At 72.2% G+C, this 26,110-nt stretch carries 30 protein-coding genes and 1 pseudogene; 14 read left to right on the plus strand and 17 right to left on the minus strand.

Annotated features, from left to right (window positions below):
- Both ACFRMQ_RS15875 and ACFRMQ_RS15880 read right to left on the minus strand, forming a co-directional pair.
- A partial coding sequence (locus tag ACFRMQ_RS15875; protein WP_380731038.1) for an alpha/beta fold hydrolase occupies window positions 1–819 on the minus strand: 819 nt, incomplete at its 3' end.
- Between the two features lie 85 nt (window positions 820–904).
- Complete coding sequence (locus ACFRMQ_RS15880; protein ID WP_380731039.1) at window positions 905–1,267, minus strand: MerR family transcriptional regulator; 363 nt, start codon at window positions 1,265–1,267, stop codon at window positions 905–907.
- A 78-nt stretch (window positions 1,268–1,345) separates the two neighbouring features.
- Here ACFRMQ_RS15880 and ACFRMQ_RS15885 point away from each other — a divergent pair, with 78 nt between their 5' ends.
- The 8 genes and pseudogenes from ACFRMQ_RS15885 (at window position 1,346) to ACFRMQ_RS15920 (ending at window position 7,515) form a co-directional block, all read left to right on the plus strand.
- Window positions 1,346–2,575, plus strand: coding sequence for an MFS transporter (locus ACFRMQ_RS15885; RefSeq protein ID WP_380731040.1), 1,230 nt, complete (start codon window positions 1,346–1,348; stop codon window positions 2,573–2,575).
- A 53-nt stretch (window positions 2,576–2,628) separates the two neighbouring features.
- The gene (locus ACFRMQ_RS15890; RefSeq protein WP_380731041.1) at window positions 2,629–2,949 is read left to right on the plus strand and encodes a type II toxin-antitoxin system Phd/YefM family antitoxin; all 321 of its coding nucleotides are present in this window, start codon (window positions 2,629–2,631) and stop codon (window positions 2,947–2,949) included.
- Window positions 2,950–2,991: 42 nt separating this feature from the next.
- Window positions 2,992–3,225 carry a hypothetical protein gene (locus tag ACFRMQ_RS15895; protein ID WP_380731042.1) on the plus strand — a complete coding sequence of 78 codons (234 nt, stop codon included), beginning with the start codon at window positions 2,992–2,994 and terminating at the stop codon, window positions 3,223–3,225.
- A pseudogene (locus ACFRMQ_RS15900) lies at window positions 3,222–3,649 on the plus strand (nucleoside deaminase). The gene ACFRMQ_RS15895 and the pseudogene ACFRMQ_RS15900 overlap by 4 nt, the downstream one beginning before the upstream one ends.
- A gap of 57 nt (window positions 3,650–3,706) precedes the next feature.
- Entirely contained in the window at window positions 3,707–4,819 is a 1,113-nt protein-coding gene (locus ACFRMQ_RS15905) for a threonine aldolase family protein (protein ID WP_380731043.1), read from the plus strand.
- A gap of 520 nt (window positions 4,820–5,339) precedes the next feature.
- Window positions 5,340–5,918, plus strand: a complete 579-nt coding sequence (locus ACFRMQ_RS15910; RefSeq protein WP_380731044.1) for an NADAR family protein — start codon at window positions 5,340–5,342, stop codon at window positions 5,916–5,918.
- Window positions 5,915–6,313, plus strand: a complete 399-nt coding sequence (locus ACFRMQ_RS15915; protein WP_380731045.1) for a hypothetical protein — start codon at window positions 5,915–5,917, stop codon at window positions 6,311–6,313. Before ACFRMQ_RS15910 ends, ACFRMQ_RS15915 begins: the two co-directional genes overlap by 4 nt.
- Window positions 6,314–6,381: 68 nt before the next feature.
- On the plus strand, window positions 6,382–7,515 hold the full coding sequence (locus tag ACFRMQ_RS15920; RefSeq protein ID WP_380731046.1) for a hypothetical protein: 1,134 nt from the start codon (window positions 6,382–6,384) through the stop codon (window positions 7,513–7,515).
- Window positions 7,516–7,675: 160 nt separating this feature from the next.
- Here the strand turns inward: ACFRMQ_RS15920 and ACFRMQ_RS15925 are convergent, their stop codons facing one another.
- Window positions 7,676–9,058, minus strand: a complete 1,383-nt coding sequence (locus tag ACFRMQ_RS15925; RefSeq protein ID WP_224279482.1) for a glycine--tRNA ligase — start codon at window positions 9,056–9,058, stop codon at window positions 7,676–7,678.
- Between the two features lie 191 nt (window positions 9,059–9,249).
- On the opposite strand from ACFRMQ_RS15925, the gene ACFRMQ_RS15930 reads away from it, so the two are divergent.
- The 4 genes from ACFRMQ_RS15930 to ACFRMQ_RS15945 are packed head-to-tail and all read left to right on the plus strand — an operon-like array spanning window position 9,250 to window position 12,447.
- Entirely contained in the window at window positions 9,250–10,296 is a 1,047-nt protein-coding gene (locus tag ACFRMQ_RS15930; RefSeq protein WP_380731047.1) for a metal ABC transporter substrate-binding protein, read from the plus strand.
- A 14-nt stretch (window positions 10,297–10,310) separates the two neighbouring features.
- Window positions 10,311–11,075 carry a metal ABC transporter ATP-binding protein gene (locus ACFRMQ_RS15935; protein WP_380731048.1) on the plus strand — a complete coding sequence of 255 codons (765 nt, stop codon included), beginning with the start codon at window positions 10,311–10,313 and terminating at the stop codon, window positions 11,073–11,075.
- Window positions 11,072–12,001 carry a metal ABC transporter permease gene (locus ACFRMQ_RS15940; RefSeq protein WP_380731049.1) on the plus strand — a complete coding sequence of 310 codons (930 nt, stop codon included), beginning with the start codon at window positions 11,072–11,074 and terminating at the stop codon, window positions 11,999–12,001. Before ACFRMQ_RS15935 ends, ACFRMQ_RS15940 begins: the two co-directional genes overlap by 4 nt.
- A 35-nt stretch (window positions 12,002–12,036) precedes the next feature.
- Window positions 12,037–12,447, plus strand: a complete 411-nt coding sequence (locus ACFRMQ_RS15945) for a Fur family transcriptional regulator (protein WP_380700695.1) — start codon at window positions 12,037–12,039, stop codon at window positions 12,445–12,447.
- A 103-nt stretch (window positions 12,448–12,550) separates the two neighbouring features.
- Here the strand turns inward: ACFRMQ_RS15945 and ACFRMQ_RS15950 are convergent, their stop codons facing one another.
- The 4 genes from ACFRMQ_RS15950 to leuA all read right to left on the minus strand — a co-directional run bounded on the left by ACFRMQ_RS15950 (window position 12,551) and on the right by leuA (window position 17,034).
- A complete protein-coding gene (locus ACFRMQ_RS15950; protein WP_380731050.1) occupies window positions 12,551–13,390 on the minus strand; it encodes an isoprenyl transferase in 840 nt (279 codons plus the stop codon).
- A 4-nt stretch (window positions 13,391–13,394) separates the two neighbouring features.
- Entirely contained in the window at window positions 13,395–14,141 is a 747-nt protein-coding gene (gene recO, locus ACFRMQ_RS15955) for a DNA repair protein RecO (RefSeq protein WP_380731051.1), read from the minus strand.
- A gap of 192 nt (window positions 14,142–14,333) precedes the next feature.
- Window positions 14,334–14,999 (minus strand): TerB family tellurite resistance protein, encoded by a 666-nt coding sequence (locus ACFRMQ_RS15960; RefSeq protein WP_316521318.1) that lies wholly within the window; start codon window positions 14,997–14,999, stop codon window positions 14,334–14,336.
- Window positions 15,000–15,237: 238 nt separating this feature from the next.
- A complete protein-coding gene (leuA, locus tag ACFRMQ_RS15965) occupies window positions 15,238–17,034 on the minus strand; it encodes a 2-isopropylmalate synthase (protein ID WP_380731052.1) in 1,797 nt (598 codons plus the stop codon).
- A gap of 342 nt (window positions 17,035–17,376) precedes the next feature.
- Here leuA and ACFRMQ_RS15970 point away from each other — a divergent pair, with 342 nt between their 5' ends.
- Window positions 17,377–18,399, plus strand: coding sequence for a M4 family metallopeptidase (locus tag ACFRMQ_RS15970; RefSeq protein ID WP_380731053.1), 1,023 nt, complete (start codon window positions 17,377–17,379; stop codon window positions 18,397–18,399).
- Between the two features lie 134 nt (window positions 18,400–18,533).
- Window positions 18,534–18,800: a protealysin inhibitor emfourin gene (locus ACFRMQ_RS15975; RefSeq protein WP_380731054.1), complete on the plus strand. Its 267-nt coding sequence runs from the start codon at window positions 18,534–18,536 to the stop codon at window positions 18,798–18,800.
- Window positions 18,801–18,885: 85 nt separating this feature from the next.
- Here the strand turns inward: ACFRMQ_RS15975 and ACFRMQ_RS15980 are convergent, their stop codons facing one another.
- The 10 genes from ACFRMQ_RS15980 to ACFRMQ_RS16025 form a co-directional block, all read right to left on the minus strand.
- The gene (locus tag ACFRMQ_RS15980; protein ID WP_380731055.1) at window positions 18,886–19,866 is read right to left on the minus strand and encodes a GTPase Era; all 981 of its coding nucleotides are present in this window, start codon (window positions 19,864–19,866) and stop codon (window positions 18,886–18,888) included.
- Between the two features lie 70 nt (window positions 19,867–19,936).
- Window positions 19,937–20,113: a hypothetical protein gene (locus tag ACFRMQ_RS15985; protein WP_380731056.1), complete on the minus strand. Its 177-nt coding sequence runs from the start codon at window positions 20,111–20,113 to the stop codon at window positions 19,937–19,939.
- Between the two features lie 125 nt (window positions 20,114–20,238).
- Complete coding sequence (locus tag ACFRMQ_RS15990) at window positions 20,239–20,592, minus strand: cytidine deaminase (protein WP_380731057.1); 354 nt, start codon at window positions 20,590–20,592, stop codon at window positions 20,239–20,241.
- Window positions 20,593–20,620: 28 nt separating this feature from the next.
- A complete protein-coding gene (locus ACFRMQ_RS15995) occupies window positions 20,621–21,172 on the minus strand; it encodes a DUF4383 domain-containing protein (protein ID WP_380731058.1) in 552 nt (183 codons plus the stop codon).
- A 43-nt stretch (window positions 21,173–21,215) separates the two neighbouring features.
- On the minus strand, window positions 21,216–21,452 hold the full coding sequence (locus tag ACFRMQ_RS16000; protein WP_380731059.1) for a hypothetical protein: 237 nt from the start codon (window positions 21,450–21,452) through the stop codon (window positions 21,216–21,218).
- 33 nt (window positions 21,453–21,485) lie between these two features.
- Window positions 21,486–22,811 carry a hemolysin family protein gene (locus ACFRMQ_RS16005; RefSeq protein WP_380731060.1) on the minus strand — a complete coding sequence of 442 codons (1,326 nt, stop codon included), beginning with the start codon at window positions 22,809–22,811 and terminating at the stop codon, window positions 21,486–21,488.
- 19 nt (window positions 22,812–22,830) lie between these two features.
- Entirely contained in the window at window positions 22,831–23,325 is a 495-nt protein-coding gene (gene ybeY / locus ACFRMQ_RS16010; RefSeq protein ID WP_207816018.1) for an rRNA maturation RNase YbeY, read from the minus strand.
- A 14-nt stretch (window positions 23,326–23,339) separates the two neighbouring features.
- Entirely contained in the window at window positions 23,340–24,371 is a 1,032-nt protein-coding gene (locus ACFRMQ_RS16015; protein ID WP_380731063.1) for a PhoH family protein, read from the minus strand.
- A gap of 280 nt (window positions 24,372–24,651) precedes the next feature.
- Window positions 24,652–25,575 carry a ribonuclease Z gene (locus ACFRMQ_RS16020; protein ID WP_380731061.1) on the minus strand — a complete coding sequence of 308 codons (924 nt, stop codon included), beginning with the start codon at window positions 25,573–25,575 and terminating at the stop codon, window positions 24,652–24,654.
- Between the two features lie 6 nt (window positions 25,576–25,581).
- Window positions 25,582–25,935, minus strand: a complete 354-nt coding sequence (locus ACFRMQ_RS16025) for a histidine triad nucleotide-binding protein (protein WP_380731062.1) — start codon at window positions 25,933–25,935, stop codon at window positions 25,582–25,584.
- Window positions 25,936–26,110: the final 175 nt, after the last annotated feature.

Here is a 26,110-nt window from a genome sequence, read left to right on the forward strand (position 1 = left end):
GTCGGCGGTCTCGACCTGGGGGTTGTGGCCGGCCCCGTCGAGGACGGTGGCGGCCATCCGGGGGTAGTGGTCGAGCAGGGCGAGCTGGTCGCGCCAGCCGACCAGGGCGTCCTGCCGGGTGGTGACCAGGAGGTGGGGGCCGCCGTGGCGCGGGGCGCGGTGCTCGGGCCAGTGCGGCAGCAGGAAGTCCGCTTCGAGTTCGGCGGCGGCCGCCTGGTCGTGGGCCTCCAGCCCGGGCCGGACGAACCGCTCGAAGGCCTGCCAGCCCTCCTTGGTGTGACGGGCCATGACGGCCCGGAAGACCTCGCCGCCGGCGACCGGGAGGCCGGCGAGGAAGTCCTCGTCGCGTTCGACCACGGTCTCCTCGGGCAGCGCCCGGTCCGCGCCCCAGCGCACCACCGGCACCAGCAGCGCCGAGCCCAGCACCTGCTCGCCGTACCGCGCGGTCACCGCCCGGGCCAGCTGGCCGCCGAAGGACTGCCCGACCACGGCGAACGGACGCCCACCCAGGTGGGCGTCGATCCACCCGAAGACGGCCTCGGCCAGCGCGCTCGCGGAGGTCGGGCCCGGCAGCCGGGGGCTGGTGCCGTGGCCGGGGAGGTCGAGGTAGAGGCGCTGCCAGCCGGGGCGGTCGGCGAAGGCGGGTTCGAGCGGGAGCAGAACGCGGTGGTCGACGGTGTAGCCGTGGATCAGGACGATCGGGGTGCCGGCGCCGAAGGCGGTGTGGTGGATCGCGGCGTCGGCCGTGGCGGTCGCGGCGGTCGTGTCGGCCGCGGCGGTTGTGTCGGCCGTCTGGGCCGTGGTGATCGTTTCGGTCATGGCACCAGCGTCCGACCGTGACACCGGTGGCAAGGTCAAGTGGCGTACCGGACGGCCGGGTGGGCCGGCGGTCCGGACGGCCTGGTCAGGCGAGGCTCTTGACCACGCCCAGGTACTCCCGGATGGCGTCCCGGTTGCGCGTCAGGCACTGGATCCGGCGGGTCATCCGCTCCGTCTCGCACTCCAGGGCGGCGAGCATCTCCGGTGTGGCGTCGGTGAAGTGGATCGTCCGCGGGGCGTCCAGGCAGGGCAGGATCTGCTTGATGATCCTGGTGGGCAGCCCCGCCTCCAGCAGCCCGCGGATCTGCAGGACCCGGTCCACCAGGCGGTCGTCGTACGTGCGGTAGCCGTTCGCCTCGCGGCTCGCCGTGATCAGCCCCTGCTGCTCGTAGTAGCGCAGCAGGCGCGGGGTGGTGTCCGTCAGCCGGGCGAGTTCGCCGATGCGCATGTGTGACCACCCTCACTCCGGTCCGGTGCCGTCCCGACTGGACCCTGACACGGATGTCAACGATAGACCATCGCCTCCATGTCCACTTCCGAACTCCGCGCCTCAGAACGACCGGTGGCCCCCGATCCCCGGCTGCCCCGACTCCCCTGGCCCGCCCTGCTGGCCATGAGCACCGGCGGATTCGTCACCGTCATGACCGAGACCCTGCCCGCCGGAGTGCTGCCCGCGATGAGCGCCGACCTCGGCGTCGGCCAGTCCGCCGCCGGACAGTCCGTCACGCTCTACGCGGTCGGCTCCATCGCGGCCGCCATCCCGCTCACCGCCGCGACCGGACACCTGCCCCGCAAACCCCTGCTGGTGGTCGCCGTGGCCGGCTTCGCCGCGGCCAACGCGATCACCGCCGTCTCGCCGAGCTACCCGCTCACCATGGCCGCCCGGTTCGCGGCGGGCCTGGTCGCCGGGCTGCTCTGGGCGCTGCTGGCCGGATACGCCCGGGCCATCGTCGCACCGGAGCAGCGCGGCCGGGCGATGGCCATCGCCATGACCGGCTCGACGGTCGCGCTGTCGGTGGGCGTGCCCGCCGGCACCCTGCTCTCCGGCCTGGTGGGCTGGCGGTTCACCTTCGGGCTGATGAGCGTGGTCGCGGTGGCGCTGACCGGCTGGATGCTGTTCGCGCTGCCGCGACTGCCCGGACGGACCGACCGGGCCCGCACCCCCGTACGGCGGGTGCTGCGGATGCCGGGCGTGGCCGTCGTCCTGGGCGTCACCGCGACCTTCGTGCTCGCCCACAACATCCTCTACACGTACGTCGCCGCGCTGCTGGAGCCGCTGGGGCTCGACGGCCGGACGGACACCGTCCTGCTGGTCATCGGACTGTCCTCGCTGGTGAGCATCCTGGGCACCGGCGTCCTCATCGACCGGTACCTGCGCCCCCTGACCATCGCCTCCTGCGTCCTCGTCGCGGTCGCGACCGTGGTCCTCGCCACCGCCCTGCTCGGCTCGACCGGCCGGCTCGCCTACGCCGCCGCCGCGATCTGGGGCCTCGGCTTCGGCGGCGCCGCCACCCTCCTGCAGACCGCCGTCGCCGACGCCGGCGGCCCGGCCGGGGACATCGCCCAGTCGCTGCTCGTCACCTGCTGGAACCTCGGCATCGCGGCCGCCGGGCTGGCCGGCGGCCTGCTCCTGGACCACGCCGGACCGACCGCGCTGCCCTGGTCCGCCCTGGTCCTGCTGGCCGCCGCCCTGGCGATCACCCTCGGCGGGCGCCGGCACGGGTTCCCAGGCGGCGGTGACCGCTCTTCCGGGTGAAATCGACGCACGCGCGTCGTGGCCGCCGCACAATCCGCCGTACCGTGAGTCGCATGACAGCCAGAGTCCCCATCCGCCAGCTCCAGCAGCACGCCAGTGAGTTGATCGACCGTGTCGCGGCGGGCGAGCGCGTGGAGATCACCCGCAACGGGCGGCTGATCGCCGTCCTCGCGCCGCCCGACCCCGAGCGACGGGTACTGGAGGACCTCGTCCGCGACGGCACCATCGACCCGGAGAACGCCGCCACCGCGCGCGGCCTGGCCGACTGGACACTCCCCGAGTCCGGTATCGGGCTCCAGTCGGCCGCCGATGCCCGAAGTCCCGCCGCACCGATCACCTCCGACAAGGCACGTGCGACTTCCGAACTCCCGTGAGATAAAGGTGGGACGCACTCGAATCGGGGGGAAGGTGGCGGCATGGGCTTCGTCATGGTGTTCCTGTTCGCACTCGTCGGCACGGCGGTCGGCGCCACGGCCTTCCTGGCACTCAGGGACCGCGCCCGGTGCCGCCGGTTCGACGACACCGAGGGGCTGCTGATCGAACAGCAGCGCACCGCCCAGGCCGCGCGCATGCGGGCGACGTACTCCAGCGTGTCCGTCCACCACGGGAACGGCGTGCTGGGCGACGAGGGGAACCACTACCGCTCCTGACCCGCCCGAGCGTCCGACGCCGCGCCATCGCCCTCGCCACCCGCGCCATCGCCCTGGGCGACGCCCCGTACGGCTCCCTGCCGGCCGGCCCGGACGGCGAGATCCTCGCCGAGGCCCACAACACCGTGCGCCGCGACAACGACATCACGGCCCACCCCGAACTGAAGCACGCCCGTTGGGCGGCCCGCGAACTCGACCCGGACACGGCCGCCCGCACCACCCTCTACACCAACTGCCGACCGTACGGCATGTGCGGCGGAGCCATCGTCCGCTCCGGCATCGGCCGGGTCGTCCACGCGCTGTCGACGGAACAACTCATCGAACTCAACCCCGAGTCGGGCGCCTGGCCGACGGTCCCCGAGGAGAGCCGGCCCTGCCCGAGGAGGCCCGCGCCCCGATCGCGGCCTACTACCGGCCGAGCTGATCGCCACCCGGCGAAAAGCGGTTGGTCCGGCCCCGTCACGAGCTCGACAATCACCGGATGACCGACGACCAGAGCGAGCTCCACCGGCGCCGCGCGGCCCGGATGTCCTGCGAGCGCTTCCTCTCCGCCGACCGCGCCCTCAGCGTCCGCGAACGCCTCACCCAACTCGCCGCCCTGGACGGCCTGGACGGCCCACCCGACTTCTACGGCAGCGACGGGCCGGTACGGCAGCTGGAGGAACGGACCGCCGCCCTCCTCGGGAAGGATGACGCGGTCTTCTTCCCCACCGGGACGATGGCCCAGCAGGCCGCCCTGCGCCACCACGCCGAGCGGACCGGCAGCACGGCCGTCGCCCTGCACCCGCTCAGCCACCTCGAACGCCACGAGCGCCACGCGTACACCCAGCTCACCGGCCTGCGCGGACTCTGGCCCACCACCGAGCAGCGCCAGCCGACGCCCGAGGAACTCGCGGCGCTGGGCGAGCCGTTCGGCACCCTGGCGGTCGAACTCCCGCTGCGCGACCCGGGCTACCTGCTCCCCACCTGGGACGAACTGACCGCCCTCACCGCCGCCGCCCGCGAGGCCGGCGCCCGGGTGCACTTCGACGGCGCCCGGCTCTGGAACACCACGGTCCACTTCGGCCGGCCGCTCGACGAGATCGCCGCCCTCGCCGACAGCGTCTACGTCTCCTACTACAAGGACCTCGGCGGCATCAGCGGAGCCGCCCTCGCCGGCGACGCCTCCCTCGCCGCGAACGCCCGCACCTGGCGCCACCGCTACGGCGGCCGGCTCTTCCAGCAGTGGCCCGCCGCCCTCGCCGCCCTCCACGGCCTGGACACCGTCCTGCCCCGCCTGCCCGAGTACACCCGCCACGCCACGGCCGCCCTCGCCCCCGCCCTGGCCGCCCTCCCCGGCGCCCGCCTCCACCCGGAGACGCCGCCCACCCACGAGTTCCAGCTCTGGCTGCCGCACCCGGCCAAGGCGTTGAACGCCGCCCACCTGGCCCTCGCCGAGGAGGAGGGCATCTGGTTCGTCTCCCACTGGGCGGACGCCGCCCCCGGCCTCGCCATGGCCGAGGTCAGCCTCTCGGAGCCGGCGCAGGCGTGGACGGCGGAGGAGGTGCGCGAGGTCGGGCTGCGGTTCCTGGAGCTGGCGGGTCAGTACAGCTAGGGGCTGATCTCGCGCGGCACCTCGGCCAGGGCTGCGCGGACCAGGCCGGCGACGTCGGGGACGTCGAGGCCGAGTTCGCGCAGCCGGTGAGCCGCTTCGGCGAGGGACATCCGGGCCCGCCCGGCGACCCCAGGGGTCGACTGCGAGGAACCGCTGGGTGTACTCGTGGAACTGGTGGAGCCGGTCGGCCACCGCGGCGGCTTCCCGCCGGTACGGCTCGGCGACGGCGCTCCGGAGCGGGGAGTCCCAGAGCCGGGAATCCCAGACCTCCCGCGCCCAGGGACCGAGCTGCGCGGTCCGCCCGGCGACACGACCTGGTAGCTGTTGTAGACGCCCGCCTGGATCGCGTTTCCGCCGACGGTACTGCCGCCCAACTCGTCGTGGAATCCGTGCCGTTCCATGCCCGCCTGCCCCAAGTACCGATCCGCGTGCGGAAATCCCAGGAGCCGGGTCACCGACACGAGGGCGATATGCCGCAAACGGTTAGCGGAGACGAGACCCTTCATGTCAGACTGACGATATGAGCGAGATGCACGTGGGGGATCTGGCCGCCGTCCGCAGTCGCGAGGAACTGGCCGCGATGATGGCCGACGGGGTGCGGCCCAGGTGGGTGATGTTCTGGGGGCACACCGAGCGCAAGGGCGGCGGAACCAGGCAGGAGTGCCTGAGCCAGTGGTGGCCCGGCGAGTTCACCGTCGACGGGATCACGTACCCGACCGCCGAGCACTGGATGATGGCCGGCAAGGCCCGGATGTTCGGTGACGAGGAGATCGTGCGGCAGGTGCTGGCCGCCCGGACGCCCGCCGAGGCGAAGAAGCTGGGCCGGCTGGTCAAGGACTTCGACGGCGACACGTGGGAGGCCGGCCGCTTCGAGCTGGTGGTGGCGGGCAACGTCGCGAAGTTCGGCCAGGACGAGGCGCTGCGCTCCTACCTGCTGGGCACGGGTGAGCGGGTGCTGGTCGAGGCCAGCCCGCTGGACCGGATCTGGGGCATCGGGCTCGCCGCCGACGACATCCGCTCCCAGCAGCCCACCGAGTGGCGCGGGTTGAACCTGCTCGGCTTCGCCCTGATGGAGGCGCGGGCGCGACTGGGCGCATGAGCCCGATGGCTCCGCTGCTGGACGGGACGGTGGTGGCCTCGGCCGCGGCCGCCCTGCTCCTGGCCCCGGGGTGCCGCGGCAGGAAGCCCAGGAGGTCCAGGACGCCCCGACCGCGCGGCGGCGACGGGGCGCGGTCGAACCAGACCTTCGGAACGCCCGAACTCGCGGCCCTGGCAGGGCTCCTGGTGATCGGGGCCGCCGTCCGCCGGGACGCCCGGCGGCTCCTGCTCCCCGCGCTCGCCGGAGCGACCGTCGGTTACGCCGTCTCCGTCCTCGCTCCCGGCCCGTACTACGAGGCGACCCTCCTCCGGAGCGCGACCGGCGCACTTCTCACAACGACCGCCGCCTGCGCGCTCCTTGACATCACCCGGACACGGTTGGTCGTGCACTCTTAACTCTCACGCCACATACTGACGCGAGGATGTCACGCAGTCAGGATCCGGATGGACAGGTTGGGGTGATCATGCGCATGCGGCCGACGGAACGACCCTCAGGCCAGCAGCCGGAAGGCGAGCAGCAGGCCGCCGAACTCCGCGCGGAACTGGACGAGTTACTCCGCGCGAGCCGCTACGCGAGCCAACGCGAACGACGCCTGGACGAAGCGATCCGGGCCACCCCGGGCCGCCAGCGCCCGGACGGGGAGCTGCTGCGCCAGCTCGCCCAGGCCCGCACCCTCCGCGAGGGCCTGGGCGCCCGTTGCCTCCAACTCAGCGACCAGCTGGAGGCGTTGGAGAGCGGCATCAGGAACGGGCAGCAGCCGCCCCCGCAGCGGCGAACACCACCGCAGCGCCACACGCCCCCGCAGCCGCGGCAGACACGGCAGCAGCACACCCCGCCCCCTCCCGTCCGCCCCGACATCGGCGCCCTGACCGAACGGATCACCGCCCTCCACCGGGCCGGCGCCCTCGCCGAGGCCACCGGGATGATCGACACGGCCGCCGCCCGCCTCGCCCCCGCCGACGCGGCGCTGCTGGTCGGCATGCTGGCCCGGCACGGGCCGGCCGGCGCCTCGCTCCACCTGGCCCGCCGCGTCGCCCGGTCCGTGCCCGACCACTCCGTCGCCGTGCTCGCCGAGTTGCGCGAGCTGGGCCTGGCCGAGGAGGCGGCCGAGGTGTTCCACGCCTTCTGGAGCTATCCGGCCTCCGCCGTCCCCGGTCTGCTGTCCGCCCTGGAGCGGGCCGGGCTGACCGCCGACAGCGCGACGCTGCTCTGGGAGTGGGGCTCGGCGCCGATGCCCGAGCTGACCTCGCTCGCCGCCTGCCTCCAGCAGCACGGCCGCGCCGAGGACGTCCGGACCCTGCTGCGCCAGGCCGCCGGCCGTTCCACCGGCGACATCGCCGCCCTGGCGGCCGGCCTGCCGCCCGCCCTCGCCGCCCTCCTGCTGAGCGAGCTGGCGGTGCTGCGCCCGCCGGTCGAGGTCGTCCGGCTGGCCACCGCCCTGGACGGCGCGGGCAGCACCGAGCTGTACGCGCAGCTGCTGGCCCCGATGCTCGCCGACGAGGCCCGCCATCGCACCACCCTCGCCACCCTGCGCACCGCCGGCCTCCCGACCCGTCCGCCCGCCGCCGCCCCGCGCTCCCGCTGGGGCCGGAGGTAGCGGCCCCCGATCCCCCGGCCCGCGCCCCCGCGCCTCCCGACCCACGACCCACGACCCACGACCGTCGGCCCCACGGCCCGGGAACGCCGAGAGCCCCCGCCCGCCCCAGCGGGGCGGACGAGGGCTCTCGGTCCGGGCGGAACCCGCCCGGACGAACCGACTAGCAGCCGATCAGGCGCGCACCCAGGTACGCCTTGACCTGGTCCAGCGAGACGCGCTCCTGCGACATGGTGTCGCGGTCGCGGACGGTCACCGCGTTGTCCTCGAGGGTGTCGAAGTCGACCGTGACGCAGAACGGCGTGCCGATCTCGTCCTGGCGGCGGTAGCGCTTGCCGATCGCGCCGGCGTCGTCGAACTCGACGTTCCACGCGGTGCGCAGGTCGGCGGCCAGGCCGCGGGCCTTCGGGGACAGCTCGGCGTTGCGCGACAGCGGCAGGACGGCGACCTTGACCGGGGCCAGGCGCGGGTCGAGCCGCATGCCGACGCGCTTCTCCATGACGCCCTTGGCGTTCGGCGCCTCGTCCTCGAAGTAGGCGTCGATCAGGAAGGCCAGCATGGCGCGGTTGAGGCCCGCCGCCGGCTCGATGACGTACGGGAAGTACCGCTCGCCGGACTCCTGGTCGAAGTACTTCAGGTCCTGGCCGGAGGCCTCGCTGTGCACCCGCAGGTCGTAGTCCGTGCGGTTGGCGACGCCCTCCAGCTCGGAGAACTCGGAGCCGCCGAAGTTGAAGCGGTACTCGATGTCCACGGTGCGCTTGGCGTAGTGGGAGAGCTTCTCCTTCGGGTGCTCGAAGAAGCGCATGTTCTCGGTGCGCAGGCCGAGGCCGACGTACCAGTCCCAGCGCTGCTGGAGCCAGTACTCGTGCCACTGCTCGTCCTCGCCCGGCTTGACGAAGAACTCCATCTCCATCTGCTCGAACTCACGGGTCCGGAAGATGAAGTTGCCGGGGGTGATCTCGTTGCGGAAGCTCTTGCCGGTCTGGGCGATGCCGAACGGCGGCTTCTTGCGCGAAGTGGTCTGGACGGCCTTGAAGTTGGTGAAGATGCCCTGGGCGGTCTCCGGGCGCAGGAACGCCAGGCCGCTCGCCTCCTCGGTGACACCGAGGTGGGTCTTCAGCATGCCCGAGAAGTCCTTGGGCTCGGTGAACTGGCCCTTGGTGCCGCAGTCGGGGCAGTTGACGTCCTTGAGGCCGTTCGGCGGCGGGAAGCCGTGCTTGGCCTCGTACTTCTCCTCCAGGTGGTCGGCCCGGTGGCGCTTGTGGCAGGAGAGGCACTCGGTCAGCGGGTCGTTGAAGGTGGCGACGTGGCCGGAGGCCTCCCACACCTCGCGCGCGAGGATCACCGACGAGTCGAGTCCGACGACGTCCTCACGGGCCTGGACCATCGCGCGCCACCACTGGCGCTTGATGTTCTCCTTGAGCTCGACGCCCAGCGGCCCGTAGTCCCAGGCGGCACGCGTGCCGCCGTAGATCTCGCTGCAGGGGTAGACGAAGCCACGGCGCTTGCTCAGGCTGACGATCGTGTCGATCTTGTCGGCGGCCACAGTGCTCTCTTCAGTACGTACGGCACGGTCAGGGCACGGCTGGTTGCGCGTACCCGAATACCTCAGGTTACCGGCCGGATGGGTACGTGATTCAAATCGGTATCGTCCGGCGGCCCCCACTCTCCGCCACCTTCCGTTCACCCATCCGGGTGAGTTGACAATCATTTCCATCTGAGATGAGAATGATTGTCATGATGATCGGACTGCCTCGACTCGGACTCTCCCGCCGGACCCGCACCTCCATAGCCCTCGGCACCACCGCCCTCGCCGCCTCCCTCGTGCTCACGGCCTGCGGAGGCAGCAGCAGCGCCGACAGCGGCAACGGCAAACTGAAGGTCGTCGCGTCCTTCTACCCGATGGAGTACCTGGCCCAGCAGATCGGCAAGGAGCACGTCGCGGTCACCGACCTCACGGCGGCCGGCGTCGAACCGCACGACCTGGAGCTCACCGCCAAGCAGGTCGGCACGGTCCAGAAGGCCGACGCGATCATCTACCTCAAGGGCCTCCAGCCCACCGTCGACCAGGCCGTCGCCCAGTCGTCCAGCAAGCACAAGATCGACGCCACCACCGCCGGCCCACTGGTCGACCACCACCTCGACGAGGGCGCCGACGACGCCGGAGCCGACGGCCACAAGCACGAGGGCCCGGCCGGCGACCCGCACATCTGGCTCGACCCGACCCGCTACGCCGCGATCGCCAGGATCGTCGGCGACGAGTTCGCCAAGGCCGACCCGGGCCACGCCGAGGACTACCGGAAGAACACCGACGAGCTGGTCACCGGGCTCACCGCGCTCGACCAGGAGTTCCGCACCGGGCTGAAGGACACCAAGAGCAAGACCTTCGTCACCAGCCACGCCGCCTTCGGCTACCTCGCCGACCGCTACGGACTCACCCAGGTCGCCATCAACGGCGTCGACCCGGAGTCCGAGCCCACCCCGGCCCGTCTCGCCGCCGTGCAGAAGGCCGCCAAGGACAACGGCGTCACCACGGTCTTCTTCGAGACCCTGGTCAGCCCCAAGCTCGCCGACACCGTCGCCAAGGACCTCGGCCTCAAGACCGCCGTCCTGGACCCGCTGGAAGGCGTCAAGGACCCGACCAAGGACGACTACCTGACGGTCATGAAGCAGAACCTGGCCAACCTCGAAGCCGCCCTCGGCTCCCCCGCCCCCGCCCCCGCCGCGGCCGAAGCCACCACCGGCGCCGCGACCGACGCCGCCACCCCCGCCCCCGCGAACTGACGGGAACCCGCACCATGACCGACCCGATACCCCCGGCCGTCCGCCTCCGTGACGCCGTCGCCTCGCGCGGCGGCCGGCCGGTGCTGCGCGGCGTCGACCTCACCGTCCGCCCCGGCGAAGTGGTCGCCCTGCTGGGAGCCAACGGCTCCGGCAAGTCGACCACCGTCAAGGCCGTGATCGGCTCCGTCCCGCTGGAGCGGGGCACCCTGGAGCTGTTCGGCACCCCGTACGGCTCCTTCCGCGCCTGGCACCGCATCGGGTACGTCCCGCAGCGCACCACCGCCGCCTCCGGCGTCCCCGCCACCGTGCGCGAGGTGGTCTCCACCGGACGGCTGCCGCAGCACCGGCTGCTGCCCTTCCGCCGCAAGGACCGTGAGGCGGTGGACCGCGCGCTGGCCGCCGTCGGCATGCTGGAGCGCGCCTCGGACGGCGTGGCCGACCTCTCCGGCGGCCAGCAGCAGCGGGTGCTGATCGCCCGCGCCCTGGTCGGCTCCCCCGACCTGCTGATCATGGACGAGCCGATGGCCGGCGTGGACGCCGCCAGCCAGCAGGTGCTCGCCGACACCCTGCGCGCCGAGGTCGCCCGCGGCGCCTCCGTGCTCCTCGTGCTGCACGAACTCGGGCCGCTGGAGCCGCTGATCGACCGCGCCGTGGTGCTGCGGGACGGCTGCGTCGCCCACGACGGCCCGCCCGTGCCCAACACCGGCCTGCACGCGCTGCCCGGCCACGACCACGTCCACCCGCACGCCGACCTGACCCCGCCGAGGCTGCTCGCATGACCGAGATGCTGTCCTACGACTTCATGCAGCGCGCCCTGCTCGCCGCCGTCCTGGTCGGGATCACCGCCCCCGCCGTCGGCATCTACCTGGTGCAGCGCCGCCAGGCCCTGATGGGCGACGGCATGGGCCACGTCGCGATGACCGGCGTCGGCCTCGGCTTCATCTTCCAGACCAGCCCGGTCTGGATGGCCGTCCTGGTCTGCGTGCTCGGCGCCGTCACCATGGAACTGGTCCGCTCGCGCGGCAACCAGCGCGGCGACATCGCGCTCGCGATGCTCTTCTACGGCGGCATGGCCTGCGGCAAGCTGCTGGTCTCGATGTCCGCCCAGGCCGGGGCCGGCTCGCTGGAGAGCTACCTGTGGGGCTCGATCCTCACCGTCGCCCCCGCCGACCTGGTCACCATCGCGGTGCTCGGCGCCGTGGTCATCGCCGTCACCATCGGCCTGCGCCGGCAGCTCTTCGCGATCTGCCAGGACGAGGACTTCGCCCGGGTCACCGGCGTCCCGGTGCGCACCCTCAACCTGCTGCTCGCGGTGATGGCCGCGGTCACCGTCACGGTCGCCATGCGGGTCGTCGGGCTGCTGCTGGTCAGCGCCCTGATGGTGGTCCCGGTGGTCGCCGCCCAGCAGCTCACCCGGTCCTTCGCCGCCACCCAGGCCGCCTCGATCGCCCTCGGCGTGATCGTCGCGCTGGCCGGAGTCACCGGCTCCTACCAGCTCGACGTGCCCTCCGGCCCGGCCATCGTGCTGCTCGCCATCGCGGTCTTCGCGGTGTTCAGCCTGCTCGCCGCGCCGCTCGCCCGACGGCGCCACCGCGGCGCGGCCGAGCACGGCCCCAAGGTCTGCGACGTCGAACTGCCGGAGCGGGCCGCCTCCGAACCGTCCGACACGACCACCCCTGAGCGGCGGGCCGGGCTGGCACAATGATGTGCGAGACGCCCACGACCCCAGGAGGACCCACGGTGACCACCGCAGGCCCGTCGCCGCGCGCCCGCTCGACCCGGCAGCGTGCCGCCGTCTCGGCGGCCCTGGACGAGATCGCGGACTTCCGCAGCGCACAGGAGCTCCATGACCTGCTCAAGCACCGCGGGGACTCCGTGGGTCTGACCACGGTCTACCGCACGCTCCAGTCGCTCGCGGACGCCGGCGAGGTGGACGTGCTGCGCACCGCCGACGGCGAGGCGGTCTACCGCCGGTGCAGCAGCGGGCACCACCACCACCTGGTGTGCCGGCACTGCGGCGCCACCGTCGAGGTGGAGGGCCCCGCGGTGGAGCGCTGGGCCAACTCGGTCGCCGCCGAGCACGGGTTCAGCGACATCGCGCACACCCTGGAGATCTTCGGGACCTGCGCGGAGTGCGCCAAGAAGATCTGAGTCCGACGACGAGGAGGACCCACCGGACGGTTCCCGGTGGGTCCTCCTCGTCGCGTCCGGCGCCGGTACGACCGCCGACGGCACGACCGCCGGCGGCACGGCCTCAGCGCGGCGACGGCAGCGCGCCCGGCGCTCCGACCTCGTTCGGAATCGCCCCGCCGAAGCGCCGGTCGCGCATCGCGTACTGCTCGCAGGCGCGCCACAGGTCGCGGCGGTCGAAGTCCGGCCAGAGCACGTCCTGGAACACGAACTCGGCGTAAGCCGACTGCCAGAGCAGGAAGTTGGAGGTGCGCTGCTCGCCGCTGGGACGCAGGAACAGGTCCACGTCCGGCATGTCCGGGTGGTACATGTACTTGGCGAGGGTCTTCTCGCCGACCTTCTTCGGGTCCAGCTTCCCGTCCGCGACGTCCTGGGCGATCGCCTGTGCCGCGTCGGCGAGTTCGGCCCGGCCGCCGTAGTTGACGCACATGTAGAGCGTGACGGCGTCGTTGTCCTTGGTCTGCTCCTCGGCGACCTGGAGCTCCTGGACGACGCTCTTCCACAGCTTGGGCATCCGACCCGCCCAGCGGATGCGCACGCCCATCGCGTCCATCTCGTCGCGGCGGCGGCGGATGACGTCCCGGTTGAAGTTCATCAGGAACTTCACCTCGTCGGGCGAGCGCTTCCAGTTCTCGGTGGAGAACGCGTACAGCGAGATGTTCTTGACCCCGAGCTCGATGGCGCCCTTGAGGACGTCCAGCACCACGGACTCGCCGACCTTGTGGCCCTCGGTGCGGGGCAGGCCGCGTTCCTTGGCCCAACGGCCGTTGCCGTCCATCACGATGGCGACGTGCTCGGGCACCAGCTCACCGGGGATCTTCGGGGGCTCGGCGCCGCTGGGGTGCGGGGTGGGGGGGACGTACGTCCTCTGCTTGCCGCCGCCGAAGAGCCGTCGCGCTGCCATGTGCTCACTTCTCCACGTATCTCATCGAGCGGATGCCCCGCTCCAGGTGCCACTGCAGATAGGCCGCGACCAGGCCGCTGCCCTCCCGCCAGTACCGCGGCTCGCAGGCGTCGGCCGTCTGCCAGTCCCCTGACAGCAGCGCCCCGAGCAGTACCAGTGTCTCAGGGGAGGGTACGGCACATCCGGGCACTCGGCAGTCGCCGCAGAGCACCCCGCCCGCGGGGAGGGAGAAGAAACGGTTCGGCCCGTCCAGACCGCATTTGGCGCAGTCGGTGAAGCTCGCGCCGTACCCGTTCACCGCGAGTGAGCGCAGCAGGAACGCGTCCAGCACCAGGTGCGACTCGTGCAGCCCGGCCGCCAGCGTGCGCAGCGCGCCCACCAGCAGCAGGTACTGCTGGACGGCCGGCTCGCCCTCGTTCTCGGCGAAGCGCTCGGCGGTCTCCAGCATCGCGGTGCCGGCGGTGTACCGCCCGTAGTCGGTGACGATCGAGCCGCCGTACGGCGCGATGGTCTCCACCTGGGTGCAGAGCGGCAACCCGCGACCGATCAGCTCACTCCCCCGGCTGAAGAACTGCACGTCCACGTGCGAGAACGGCTCCAGGCGGGCACCGAACTTGGACTTGGTCTTCCGCACCCCGCGCGCGACCGCCCGCACCTTGCCGTGCTGCCGGGTCAACAGGGTGATGATCCGATCGGCCTCGCCGAGCTTCTGCGCCCGCAGCACGACGCCGTCGTCCCGGAAAAGACTCATGGGGACCATTCTCCCCCACCCGCCCCCGGCGCCGGACAGCCGTGTTGCCCGCACCGGGGCCGTGGGGGGACCACTGCGGTGCGGGTCACGGCGGGCCCGGGTGGGGAGTCCGGGCCCGTTGTGGGGGAATCGGAGGTGGTCTGCGGATCTTCGGGGGGTGCGGACGGCGCCGCCCGCGAGCGGCGGCCGGAGCTACTTGTACGGCGCCCTGGTCGCCGCCTCCAGCAGCGCCCCGACCCGGGCCTGCGGAAGGTCCAGGCAGCACCCGACCGCGGCCAGCGCCTCGCGCTCCTGCGGCAGGTAGCGGCCGTCGGCCAGGGCGATCGCCGCGCCCTGCAGCAGCAGCCGCTCGCGGCCGGCGTGGGCCAGGTGCGGGGTGAGCGGTTCGAGCACCGCGTGGAGCTCCACGGCCAGGCCGCCGGACATCCCGTGGGCGTCGTAGAGCTCGCCGCCGAGCCCGGAGAGCGCGGCGAGCGCGGCCAGCACCTGGGCCTCGCCGCAGTCCTCGAACCCGGCCTCGCGCACCGTCGCGCAGGCCGCCTCGCGGGCCGCCCGGTGGGCGGTGCCGCCGGCCGCGAGCAGGGCCAGCGCGATGGTGTACTGGGCGTCCCGCAGCATCGAGCCGAGACGCACACTGGTGGGCTGCTCCAGGCTCTCCACGCCGTACCGGCCGTGGCAGCCGGTGCACTGGACACTGCCGATCACCGGTCCGAGCGGGAGCACCGGGGTGCCCAGCAACCGCAGCCACCGCCGGCCGTGCTGCCGGCGGTAGTTGCGGTCCCCGCCACAGCCCGGGCAGAAGAAGTCGCCGAGAACGTCAGTCCGCCATCTCGGGCGAACACCCCACAACCTGGTCACGGCGCCACTCCCCAGACATGGCAGGCGGCCTGCTCGACAATGGGCAGGTCACGCGACCGGACACCGAGCCGTCCCACCGACCCGGTTCTCCGGTGGGTCGATGTTGCCACGGTTACCGGCACGTGTCAGTACCTCGAACGGCTTCCGATTCGAAAAAATGTGGCGCAGGACACAACGCCCTGTTGACACGGCGAAGGGCCGTCCCGCGGGACGGCCCTTCGCATACCACCCGTTCGAATTAGCCGCGCTGCGAGCGGTTGACGGCGCTGATCATCGCCTTCAGCGAGGCCAGCACGGTGTTGCCGTCGATGCCGACGCCCCACAGCACCTTGCCGTCCACCGCGCACTCCACGTACGCGGCCGCCTGGGCGTCACCGCCCTCGCTCAGCGCGTGCTCCGCGTAGTCCAGGACGCGTACGTCCACGCCGATCCGGGCCAGCGCGTCGGCGAAGGCCGAGACCGGGCCGTTGCCGGTACCGGCCAGGGAGACCGGCGCGCCGTCCACCAGGGCCTCGGCGGTCAGCGCGTCCCGGCCGTCCTCGGTGGTCAGGGTGCGCGAGCCGCTCAGCGCGATCCGGCCCCACGGGTTGTCGGTGGTCGGCAGGTACTCGTCCTCGAAGACCCGCCAGATCTCGGCCGGGCTGACCTCGCCGCCCTCGGCGTCGGTCTTGGCCTGGATGATCCGGGAGAACTCGATCTGCATCCGGCGCGGCAGGTCCAGCTTGTGGTCGTTCTTCAGCACGTACGCCACGCCGCCCTTGCCGGACTGGCTGTTGACCCGGATGACCGCCTCGTAGGTGCGGCCGACGTCCTTCGGGTCGATCGGCAGGTACGGCACGCCCCAGGTGTGCTCCGCCACCGGCACGCCCGCGGCCGCCGCGTCCGCCTCCAGGACGTCGAAGCCCTTCTTGATGGCGTCCTGGTGCGAGCCGGAGAAGGAGGTGTACACCAGGTCACCGGCGTACGGGTGGCGCGGGTGCACCTCCATCTGGTTGCAGTACTCGGCGGTGCGGCGCACCTCGTCGATGTCGGAGAAGTCGATCTGCGGGTCGATGCCCTGCGAGAACAGGTTCATCCCCAGCGTCACCAGGTCCACGTTGCCGGTCCGCTCGCCCTGCCCGAACAGGCAGCCCTCGATCCGGTCCGCGCCCGCCATGTAGGACAGCTCGGCGGAGGCGACGGCGGTGCCCCGGTCGTTGTGCGGGTGCACCGACAGGCAGACGAACTCACGGCGGGACAGGTTGCGCGACATCCACTCGAACTGGTCGGCCTGGACGTTCGGGGTGGCCCGCTCGACGGTGGCCGGCAGGTTCAGGATGATCTCGCGGCCCTCGCCCGGCTGCCAGACGTCCATGACCGCCTCGCAGACCTCCAGCGCGAAGTCCAGCTCGGTGTCGACGAAGATCTCCGGCGAGTACTGGTAGCCGAAGACGGTGTCGTCGCCCAGCAGCTTGTCCGCGTACTCCATCACCAGCCGGGTGCCCTCGGTGGCGATCGCCTTGGTGGCGGCCCTGTCGTTGCGGAACACCACCCGGCGGAACAGCGGCGCGGTCGCGTTGTACAGGTGGACGGTCGCCCGCGGGGCGCCGACCAGCGACTCCACGGTCTTCTCGATCAGTTCCTCGCGGGCCTGGGTCAGCACCGAGATGGTGACGTCCTCGGGGATCGCCCCCTCCTCGATCAGCGACCGCACGAAGGCGTGGTCGGTGGCGCCGGAGGAGGGGAAGCCGACCTCGATCTCCTTGTAGCCCATCTTCACCAGCAGGTCGAACATCATCCGCTTGCGGGCCGGGGACATCGGGTCGATCAGCGCCTGGTTGCCGTCCCGCAGGTCGGTGGAGAGCCAGCGCGGCGCCTTGGTGATCACGTTGCCCGGCCAGCCGCGGTCCGGCAGGTCGACGGTGCCGAACGGCAGGTAGCGCCCGTACCGCATGCCGGACGGCCGCTGGCGCACCGAGGCGGCGGTGATCGGGGTGGGACGGTCGACGAAGGGCCGGCCTGCGGGGGCGGACACGGCGGGGATCTGCTCGGTCATGAAGGTGACTCGGCTTCCTGTGATGCGTGGTGCGGGCGGGTCGGGGGTGGTCAACACCTGGTCAACACCGACTGGCCGGCCTCGGCTGCCGCTCGCGATCCACCGTCGGATCGCCGATCGCGCGCACAGCTCGTTCCCCGCGGCGAGGGTGCCGGCCCCAGTGGACTACAGGCCCTCGACGCGGCAGCTAAGAAGAAGCAGCCCGTTGCGCATGATGGCCCCAGCGTAACCCAGCCCCGCGCGCCCCCGAAGTGATCCGGGCTTCCGTTCCATCCCTTGAGACGACGACCGGTCACGTCGAAGGTGGTGACAACACGTCATCGAGGCCTCACCCTGGGCCACATGACTACAGCCGACGCGATCTGCGCGATCGTCCCGCCGTACGTCCTGGACCGCCTCGCCGAGGCCGGTCACGAACCCGCCGTCCACTCCCTGGCCCTCGACGCGGCGCACCGCGCGGCCCGCCTCGTCCCGCCCCCGCCCGTCACCGGCGCCCCCGGGCTCGACCGGGTGATCCACGACAGCGGCCACGGCCAGCGACTGCCCGGCCGCACCGTGCGCACCGAGGGGCAGCGCGCCTCCGCCGACGCCTCCGTCAACCACGCCTACGACGGCCTCGGCGCCACCTTCGCGCTCTACGCCGACGTCTTCGGCCGGCACTCGATCGACGACCGGAACCTGCGGCTGGACGCCAGCGTCCACTACGGCCGCAACTACGACAACGCCTTCTGGAACGGCCACCAGATGGTGTTCGGCGACGGCGACAACGTGGTGTTCGGCGACTTCACCGCCTGCGTCGACGTCATCGGCCACGAACTCACCCACGGCGTCACCCAGTTCACCGCCGGCCTGGACTACCAGGACCAGCCCGGCGCGCTCAACGAGTCCGTCTCCGACGTCTTCGGCTCGCTGGTCAAGCAGTACGCGCTGCGCCAGGGCGCCGCCGACGCCGACTGGCTGATCGGTGCCGGACTGCTCGCCCCCGGCGTCCAGGGCGTGGCGCTGCGCTCGATGAAGGCGCCGGGCACCGCCTACGACGACCCCCGGCTGGGCAAGGACCCGCAGCCCGCGCACATGCGGGACTACGTGGACACCTCCCAGGACAACGGCGGGGTGCACATCAACTCCGGCATCCCCAACCACGCGTTCTACCTGCTGGCCACCGCGCTCGGCGGCCCGGCCTGGGAGCGCGCGGGGCGGATCTGGTACGACGCGCTGACCGGGGGCGCGCTGGCCGCCGACGCCGACTTCATCGCCTTCGCCCGGGCCACCGTGGCCGCCGCGCAGGCCCGCTTCCCCGACGACCGGTCGGTCGCGGACACCGTCACGGCCTCCTGGGCGCAGGTCGGGGTCAGCCCGGGGTGACAGCCGCCCGGCGGGCCCCGGGAGCCGTCGGGGCCCGCCCCGGCGGCGGCCGGGACCGGGTCGAGGCGGGCTCTCAAGGTCACGGTCCGGGAAAATCCCGGCAAACCCCCTCCCCGGGGAGCACCATGGGCACCATGCACATCCAGGTGACCCGGACCGGCGGCTTCGCGGGGATCGCCCGCCGGGCGGAGATCGACACCGACGACCGCACGGACGCCCCGCACGTCCACGCGCTCGCCCGCGAGGCCGTCGCGGGCGGGCTGCGCGCGCCCTCGTACGGAGTCCCGGACGGCTTCCACTACGAGATCACCGTCGACGGCCGGACGGTGTACTGCGCCGATCCGAAGCTCACCGACTCTCAGCGCGAGCTGGTCTCCCTGGTGCTGCGCGAGGGCGCGTAGGCCCGCTCTTCCGAATCCCGCCGGGCAGGATCCGAAGGAGCGGGCCGGTCCCCGCGCGGCACCGGCGGGACGGCCTGACGGTCCGTCAGAAGCCCAGCTTGCGCAGCTGCTTGGGGTCGCGCTGCCAGTCCTTGGCGACCTTGACGTGCAGGTCCAGGTAGACCGGCGTGCCGAGCAGCGCCTCGATGTGCTTGCGGGCGGTGGTGCCGACGTGCTTGAGCCGCGAGCCCTTGGCGCCGATCACGATCGCCTTCTGGCTCTGCCGCTCGATGTAGACGTTGGCGTGGATGTCCAGCAGCGGGCGGTCCGCCGGGCGGCCCTCGCGCGGGAGCATCTCCTCGACCACCACGGCCAGCGAGTGCGGCAGTTCGTCGCGCACGCCCTCCAGCGCGGCCTCGCGGATCAGCTCGGCGACCATGATCTGCTCGGGCTCGTCGGTGAGGTCGCCCTCCGGGTAGAGCTGGTCGCCCTCCGGCAGCAGCTTGGTGAGCAGGTCGGCGACCAGCTCCACCTGGCCAGCCCCTCGCCCACCACCACCCTTGTTCGAGGGACTACGTCCCACTGCCTGATCGCCGACGGCGGAGACCGGGATGATCTCGGCCCACTCGAAGCCCAGCTCGATGCCGAGCTGGTGGATGGCGATGAGCTGCTCGGCCAGCCGCTTGGAGTCGACCAGGTCGGTCTTGGTGACGATGGCGACCTTCGGGGTCTTCTTGATCCCGGCGATCTCCTTGGCGATGAACTTGTCGCCGGGGCCGATCTTCTGGTCGGCGGGCAGGCAGAAGCCGATCACGTCGACCTCGGCCCAGGTGGTGCGGACCAGGTCGTTGAGGCGCTCGCCGAGCAGGGTGCGCGGCTTGTGCAGGCCGGGGGTGTCGACCAGCACCAGCTGGGCGTCGGGGCGGTGCACGATGCCGCGCACGGTGTGCCGGGTGGTCTGCGGGCGGTCGGAGGTGATCGCGACCTTCGTCCCCACCAGGGCGTTGGTCAGGGTCGACTTGCCCGCGTTGGGCCGGCCGACGAAGCACGCGAACCCGGAGCGGTACGAGGAGGAAGGGGCATTCATGGGCTCCATTCTCCCTGATCACCGGAGCCCCGCCGCCCCGGCCCACCCCCGGGGGCGTCCGGGGCGCCGGTCAGCCCTTCTTCCCGCCCTTGCCGCCCTTGCCTCCGGTGGGGATCAGCGAGACCACCACCAGCAGCAGGAGGAAACCGAGCGAGCCGTACAGCCAGACCTCCGACCCGGTCTCCTGCCACTTCCCCAGCCCCATCACGAACAGCACCAGCCCGGCGAAGAACGCCACCGCCCCCATGCCCCAGCCCCCTCACCGAGTCCACTCCCCCGGTGAGATTATCGGCCAGGAAGGGTCGGGGACCATGCCGTTCGGGCAGGCCCCCACAAGCCCCCACGGCCCCCCTGACAGGCCCCCGACGGGCCTCAGCGCGCCTCGACGGCCACCCGCAGCACCCCGTCCGGACCCGCCAGCAGCACCGGCGTCCCGGCCCCGCCCAGGTCCCGCACGGCCGCCAGGTCCGCCTCGTCCGGCTGCTCCGCCTCGCTCACCACGGCCGCCGCCTCCAGCGACTTGGCGCCGCTGGCCACCGCCATCGCCACCGCCGTCCGCAGGGCGCTCAGCCGCAGCGACTCCAGCGCGACCGTCCCGGCCACGTAGGTGCGCCCGGTCTCGTCACGCACCGCGGCCCCCTCGGCGACGCCGTTGCGGGCGCGGGCCGAGCGGGCCAGGGTGATGATCTTCTTGTCTTCGGGGTCGAGCTCGACGATGTCACTCATGCCGCCGAGCATAGGCACCCGGCGCCGGTCAGTGGCCGACCGGGTGGGTCCGCCCCGGGTTCGGGTGGAGGACCTTGACGAAGGTCCTGGCGGCACCGGCCGGCCGCTCGTCCTCCCGCCCGATCCGGTTGCGCCAGTACGGGTTGTCGTGCGGCAGGTGGCCGCTCACCCGGCCGTACATCCCGAAGGTGGCCAGGACGATGCCGAAGACGAACGCGAACAGCACGTTCGACATCCGGAAGTTGAGGATGTTCGCGTCCGGCCGCCCGAGCACCGTCAGGCCGTAGAAGCCGGACAGCACGAACAGCACGCCCACCGCCATGTTGAGGTTGGACGCGAAGTTCCCGCCGATCACCGCCCCGAGCACCAGGACCGCCCCCGCCACGATGGACAGGATGCTCAGCGCCCCGTTGGTCGACAGCCCGGCGATCCGGTCGCCGTGGGTGGCCAGGAACCCGGGGTGGTCGGCCAGCCCCAGGCACCCGAACACGATCAGGAAGATCCCCCCGAGCCCCGCCCCGATCCGCCACACCATGGCCAGGCGGCGGTCGACGGGCGTCAGCGTGTCTTGCAGCTTCATGGCGACCTCCAGAGCTCGGCCATGCGGTACCCGGTTCCGGGCCCTAGCTGTAGGGGTGATGGCTCTCCATGTGCGGCGTCTCGTGCAGGTAGAGCGAACCGCACTGCTGGCAACAGCGCAGCCCGGTGCCCCACTCCTGCTCGGGCCGGGTCTCGGCGTCGTCGGACATCGTCCGGCCGCAGAGCGCCACCGACAGGTCCTCGTCCCGCACCACGTGCCAGGACTTGACTCCGCCGGCCGCCCCCTGCGGGCCGTACTCCGCGCGAAGTTTGTGCGTCATGCCCTCCATGGTCGCTCGACGACCGTGGACCCGCTACTCGCCCGCCGGATCCCCGGCGTCCCCGGCGGCGCGCACGGGCGAGGCGACCATCGAGCCGATCCGGTTGCGGCGGCCCGCCGAGGACTCGGCGGTCAGCAGGATGCCGGTCAGACCGCCGTCGGCCGACTCCGGCAGCGGGATCTCGCAGGAGGAACCGGGGATCGGCACCCGGCCCAGGTGCTTGGCCAGCAGGCCGCCGACGGTCTCGACGTCCTCGTCCTCCAGCTCGATGCCGAACAGCTCGCCCAGGTCCTCCACCAGCAGCCGGGCGGTGATCCGGTACGAGCCGTCCCCGAGGTCCTCCACCGGGGCGATCTCCCGGTCGTACTCGTCGGTGATCTCACCGACGATCTCCTCCAGGACGTCCTCGATGGTGACCAGGCCCGCCGTGCCGCCGTACTCGTCGATCACGATCGCCACGTGCGAACGGCGCTGCTGCATCTCGCGCAGCAGGTCACCGGCAGGCTTGGAGTCCGGGACGAACACGGCCGGACGCATCACCGCGCCGACCTCCTCGGCCTCCGCCTCCCGGTTGATGTGGGTGCGGCGCACCAGGTCCTTGAGGTAGACGATGCCGACCACGTCGTCCTCGTTGTCGCCGACCACCGGGATCCGCGAGAAGCCCGAGCGCAGCGCCAGGGTGAGCGCCTGCCGGACGGTCTTGTGCCGCTCGATCATCACCAGGTCGGTGCGCGGCACCATCACCTCGCGCACGATGGTGTCGCCCAGCTCGAAGACCGAGTGCACCATCCGGCGCTCCTCGTCCTCGATCAGGTCGTCCTTCTCGGCGAGGTCCACCAGCGCCCGCAGCTCCGCCTCGGAGGCGAACGGGCCCTCCCGGTAGCCCTTGCCCGGGGTCAGCGCGTTGCCGAGCAGGATCAGCAGCCGCGGGATCGGACCCAGCACCGCCGCCAGCGGCAGCAGCACGAAGGAGGCCGCCGTCGCGGTGGTGAGCGGGTGCTGGCGCCCGATCGTGCGCGGCGAGACCCCCACCGCGACGAAGGACACCAGCACCATCACGCCGAACGCCAGCAGCACGGCCTGCCAGGTCGGGCTGACGTTGCGCACGCACACCACGGTGACCAGGACGGCCGCCGCCATCTCGCTGGCCACCCGGATCAGGGTGGCCAGGTTGAGGTAGCGGATCGGGTCGGAGGCGACGATCAGCAGCCGGGCGGAGCCCCGGCGCCCGGTGCGCACCGCCTCCTCCGCCCGGAACCGGGAGACCCGGGAGATGCCCGCCTCGGCGCACGCGGCCAGCCAGCCGAGCACGACGAGCAGCACGGCACCGAGGATGAAGCTCGTACTCTCACCACTCACAGGGGTTCGGGCTCCGCGCTCAGTGGGTGGTGGGCGCCGGGGAGATGCCGCCGAGTCCCCGGCCCGCCCGCCAGTCGTCCAGGATGCGCTTCTGGAGGGCGAACATCTCCTCCTCCTCCTCGGGCTCCTCGTGGTCGTAGCCGAGGACGTGCAGCACCCCGTGGACGGTGAGCAGCTGGAGCTCCTCGTCCATCGAGTGCTTGGAGGGTGCCGCCTTGCCCTGCTGCTCGGCCACCTCGGGGCAGAGCACGATGTCACCGAGCAGGCCCTGCGGCAGCTCCTCGCCCTCCTTGCCGGGACGCAGCTCGTCCATCGGGAAGGACATCACGTCCGTGGGTCCCGGAAGGTCCATCCATTGGATGTGCAGCTCCTCCATCGCCGCACCGTCCACCAGGATCACGGACAGTTCGGACTGCGGGTGGATCCGCATCTTGTCCAGTGCGAAGCGGGCGACGTCGAGGATGGCTTCCTCGTCGGCCTCCCAACCGGACTCGTTGGCGATGTCGATCGACATGAGGTGCTGTGTGCTCAGCTTTCGGTGCGATGGGACTGTCGGGGTGCTCGGGCTGCGGCGGCCTTGCCCGGCCGGCGCTGGGCCGGCTTGCGGGACGCCGGGGAGAACTCCTCGGCCTCCTGGCGGGCGTCCCAGCGCTCGTAGGCGTCCACGATCCGGCCGACCAGCTTGTGGCGGACCACGTCGGTGCTGGTGAGGACGGAGAAGTGGATGTCGGGCACGTCGGCCAGGATCTCCTGGACGACCTTGAGGCCGCTGCGGGTGCCGCCCGGGAGGTCGATCTGGCTGGTGTCGCCGGTGACCACCACCCGGGAGTTGAACCCGAGACGGGTGAGGAACATCTTCATCTGCTCGGGCGAGGTGTTCTGGGCCTCGTCGAGGATGATGAAGGCGTCGTTGAGGGTGCGGCCGCGCATGTACGCGAGCGGCGCGACCTCGATGGTGCCGGCCGCCATCAGGCGGGGGATGGAGTCCGGGTCCATCATGTCGTGCAGCGCGTCGTACAGCGGGCGCAGGTACGGGTCGATCTTCTCGTAGAGGGTGCCGGGCAGGAAGCCCAGCCGCTCCCCCGCCTCGACCGCCGGGCGGGTCAGGATGATCCGGTTGACCTCCTTGGCCTGGAGGGCCTGGACGGCCTTGGCCATCGCCAGGTAGGTCTTGCCGGTACCGGCCGGACCGAGGCCGAAGACGATCGTGTGCTTGTCGATCGCGTCGACGTAGCGCTGCTGGTTGAGGGTCTTCGGGCGGATCGTACGGCCCCGGTTGGACAGGATGTTCGCGGTGAACACCTGGGAGGGCGCCGGGCTGTCCGGGTCCTCCCCCTGGCTGCGGAGCATGGCGATGGAGCGCTCCACGGAGTCCTCCGTCAAGGGCTGGCCGGTGCGCAGCACCAGCATCATCTCGTTGAAGAGCCGCTGGACGAGGGCGACCTCGGCCCGCTCCCCGGTGGCGGTCACCTCGTTGCCGCGCACGTGGATGTCGGCGGCGGGGAAGCCCTGTTCGATCACGCGCAGCAGCGAGTCCGCGGTGCCGAGCAGGGTGACCATCGGGTGCTTCTCGGGGATGACGAACCGGGCGCTGACGCGGCCGTCGTCGGCGGGTTCGGGGCGCGACTGTCCGTTGGTACGGGTCTGCGATGTGTCACTCATGGGTCGGCGCTGAGGCCTGCCTCATCCCATCCGTGGTGTCGTGTGCCGCTCGGGTCTCCGGGGCACCAGGGTACGCCGCGAGCGTGATCGCCGGGGCGGGCGGCGGGGCCGCACCCGTCGATGCTCCGGCAGTTCGGGGGACGGCGCGAACTCTTTTTCCCGGCGCCAGCCGCGCCGTTCACACCGGGCGGCGGGGCGGGACGGGCACCCGGTCGAGGTCCGAGGCCAGCACCAGCTCCCCGTCGAAGTGCTTGCGGGCGTCGGCCAGGTGCTGGCCGAGGTCCGGGTAGCGCTGGGAGAAGTGGGTCAGCACCAGGGTGCGCACCCCGGCCTCGGCCGCGACCTTGGCTGCCTGGCCGGCGGTGAGGTGGCCGTGCTCCTCGGCGAGGCGGGCGTCGGCGTCGGTGAAGGTCGCCTCGACCGCCATCAGGTCGGCGCCCTCGGCGAGCCGGTGCACGCCCTCGCACATCCGGGTGTCCATCACGAAGGCGAACTTCTGGCCCGGCCGCGGCTCGCTGACCTCGCCCAGGGTCACGGTGCGGCCGTCCGCCTCGATCGCTCCCTCGTGCTGGAGCCGGCCGACCGCGGGGCCGCGCACGCCGAACGCGGCGAGCTTCTCCGGCACCAGCCGGCGCCCGTCCGGTTCGGACAGCCGGTAGCCGAAGGACTCCACCGGGTGGTCCAGCCGGACGGCGTCCAGCGCGAAGCGGGCGCCGGGCGCCGGCAGCGGGCCGGCCTCGTCGATCGGCCGGGGCCGCAGCACGGCCGTCTCGTGGTAGGCGGTGGAGTGCCGCAGCCGCTCGAAGTAGACCTCGCCGGAGGCCGGGAAGTAGACGTCGACCGGGTGCGGGACCCGGTCGAGGTTGATCCGCTGGATCACCCCGGCCAGGCCCAGGCAGTGGTCCCCGTGGAAGTGGGTGACCGCGATCCGGGTGATCTGGGTGGCCGTGACCCCGGCGTGCAGCATCTGGCGCTGGGTGCCCTCGCCGGGGTCGAACAGCAGGCCCTCGCCGTCCCAGCGCAGCAGGTAGCCGTTGTGGTTCCGGTGCCGGGTGGGCACCTGGCTGGCGGTGCCGAGGACGACGAGTTCGCGCTGGGACACCTGCGATCAGACCATGCGCTCGGTCATCGACATGCCGCCGAGCACGTGGACGTGCGCGTGGAAGACGGTCTGCCCGGCGCCCGCACCGGTGTTGAAGATCAGCCGGTAGTCCTCGATGCCCTCGTCCTTCGCCACCGCGCCCGCCTCGGCGAGCAGTTCGCCGGCGATCTCCGGCTCGGCGGCGGCCAGCGCGGCCGCGTTCGGGTAGTGGGCGTGCGGGATCACCAGCACGTGCACGGGCGCCTTGGGGGCGATGTCGCGGAACGCGAGGGTGCGCTCGGTCTTGCGCACCACCGTCGCCGGGATCTCGCCCGCCACGATCTTGCAGAACAGGCAGTCGGGCTGCGGCTCGCCGGCCATGGCGCTCTCCTCGGGATCGGTACGTCGGGTGGGGTGGGGCCCGTACGGGCTCGGGACCGGACGGGCCCGGGGCCGTACGGGCGCAGCCTAGCTGTACTGACCCGTGAGGTTGGGGACGCGGCTGGCGGGTGGCTTGCCTGCGAGTGCGGTGTGTCCGCGGTGGTGATTGTAGGTG

Origin of the sequence: Kitasatospora sp. NPDC056783 (assembly GCF_042789895.1) — a bacterium.
Classification (GTDB): domain Bacteria; phylum Actinomycetota; class Actinomycetes; order Streptomycetales; family Streptomycetaceae; genus Kitasatospora.

What these genes read in the sequence shown, in the direction of transcription:
- ACFRMQ_RS15880 (WP_380731039.1), bottom strand. Translation starts at nt 1,267, where the DNA reads ATGCGCATCGGCGAACTCGCCCGGCTGACGGACACCACCCCGCGCCTG.
- ACFRMQ_RS15885 (WP_380731040.1), top strand. Translation starts at nt 1,346, where the DNA reads ATGTCCACTTCCGAACTCCGCGCCTCAGAACGACCGGTGGCCCCCGAT.
- ACFRMQ_RS15890 (WP_380731041.1), top strand. Translation starts at nt 2,629, where the DNA reads ATGACAGCCAGAGTCCCCATCCGCCAGCTCCAGCAGCACGCCAGTGAG.
- ACFRMQ_RS15895 (WP_380731042.1), top strand. Translation starts at nt 2,992, where the DNA reads ATGGGCTTCGTCATGGTGTTCCTGTTCGCACTCGTCGGCACGGCGGTC.
- ACFRMQ_RS15905 (WP_380731043.1), top strand. Translation starts at nt 3,707, where the DNA reads ATGACCGACGACCAGAGCGAGCTCCACCGGCGCCGCGCGGCCCGGATG.
- ACFRMQ_RS15910 (WP_380731044.1), top strand. Translation starts at nt 5,340, where the DNA reads ATGAGCGAGATGCACGTGGGGGATCTGGCCGCCGTCCGCAGTCGCGAG.
- ACFRMQ_RS15915 (WP_380731045.1), top strand. Translation starts at nt 5,915, where the DNA reads ATGAGCCCGATGGCTCCGCTGCTGGACGGGACGGTGGTGGCCTCGGCC.
- ACFRMQ_RS15920 (WP_380731046.1), top strand. Translation starts at nt 6,382, where the DNA reads ATGCGCATGCGGCCGACGGAACGACCCTCAGGCCAGCAGCCGGAAGGC.
- ACFRMQ_RS15930 (WP_380731047.1), top strand. Translation starts at nt 9,250, where the DNA reads ATGATGATCGGACTGCCTCGACTCGGACTCTCCCGCCGGACCCGCACC.
- ACFRMQ_RS15935 (WP_380731048.1), top strand. Translation starts at nt 10,311, where the DNA reads ATGACCGACCCGATACCCCCGGCCGTCCGCCTCCGTGACGCCGTCGCC.
- ACFRMQ_RS15940 (WP_380731049.1), top strand. Translation starts at nt 11,072, where the DNA reads ATGACCGAGATGCTGTCCTACGACTTCATGCAGCGCGCCCTGCTCGCC.
- ACFRMQ_RS15950 (WP_380731050.1), bottom strand. Translation starts at nt 13,390, where the DNA reads ATGGCAGCGCGACGGCTCTTCGGCGGCGGCAAGCAGAGGACGTACGTC.
- recO (WP_380731051.1), bottom strand. Translation starts at nt 14,141, where the DNA reads ATGAGTCTTTTCCGGGACGACGGCGTCGTGCTGCGGGCGCAGAAGCTC.
- leuA (WP_380731052.1), bottom strand. Translation starts at nt 17,034, where the DNA reads ATGACCGAGCAGATCCCCGCCGTGTCCGCCCCCGCAGGCCGGCCCTTC.
- ACFRMQ_RS15970 (WP_380731053.1), top strand. Translation starts at nt 17,377, where the DNA reads ATGACTACAGCCGACGCGATCTGCGCGATCGTCCCGCCGTACGTCCTG.
- ACFRMQ_RS15975 (WP_380731054.1), top strand. Translation starts at nt 18,534, where the DNA reads ATGCACATCCAGGTGACCCGGACCGGCGGCTTCGCGGGGATCGCCCGC.
- ACFRMQ_RS15980 (WP_380731055.1), bottom strand. Translation starts at nt 19,866, where the DNA reads ATGAATGCCCCTTCCTCCTCGTACCGCTCCGGGTTCGCGTGCTTCGTC.
- ACFRMQ_RS15985 (WP_380731056.1), bottom strand. Translation starts at nt 20,113, where the DNA reads ATGGGGGCGGTGGCGTTCTTCGCCGGGCTGGTGCTGTTCGTGATGGGG.
- ACFRMQ_RS15990 (WP_380731057.1), bottom strand. Translation starts at nt 20,592, where the DNA reads ATGAGTGACATCGTCGAGCTCGACCCCGAAGACAAGAAGATCATCACC.
- ACFRMQ_RS15995 (WP_380731058.1), bottom strand. Translation starts at nt 21,172, where the DNA reads ATGAAGCTGCAAGACACGCTGACGCCCGTCGACCGCCGCCTGGCCATG.
- ACFRMQ_RS16000 (WP_380731059.1), bottom strand. Translation starts at nt 21,452, where the DNA reads ATGACGCACAAACTTCGCGCGGAGTACGGCCCGCAGGGGGCGGCCGGC.
- ybeY (WP_207816018.1), bottom strand. Translation starts at nt 23,325, where the DNA reads ATGTCGATCGACATCGCCAACGAGTCCGGTTGGGAGGCCGACGAGGAA.
- ACFRMQ_RS16015 (WP_380731063.1), bottom strand. Translation starts at nt 24,371, where the DNA reads ATGGTCACCCTGCTCGGCACCGCGGACTCGCTGCTGCGCGTGATCGAA.
- ACFRMQ_RS16025 (WP_380731062.1), bottom strand. Translation starts at nt 25,935, where the DNA reads ATGGCCGGCGAGCCGCAGCCCGACTGCCTGTTCTGCAAGATCGTGGCG.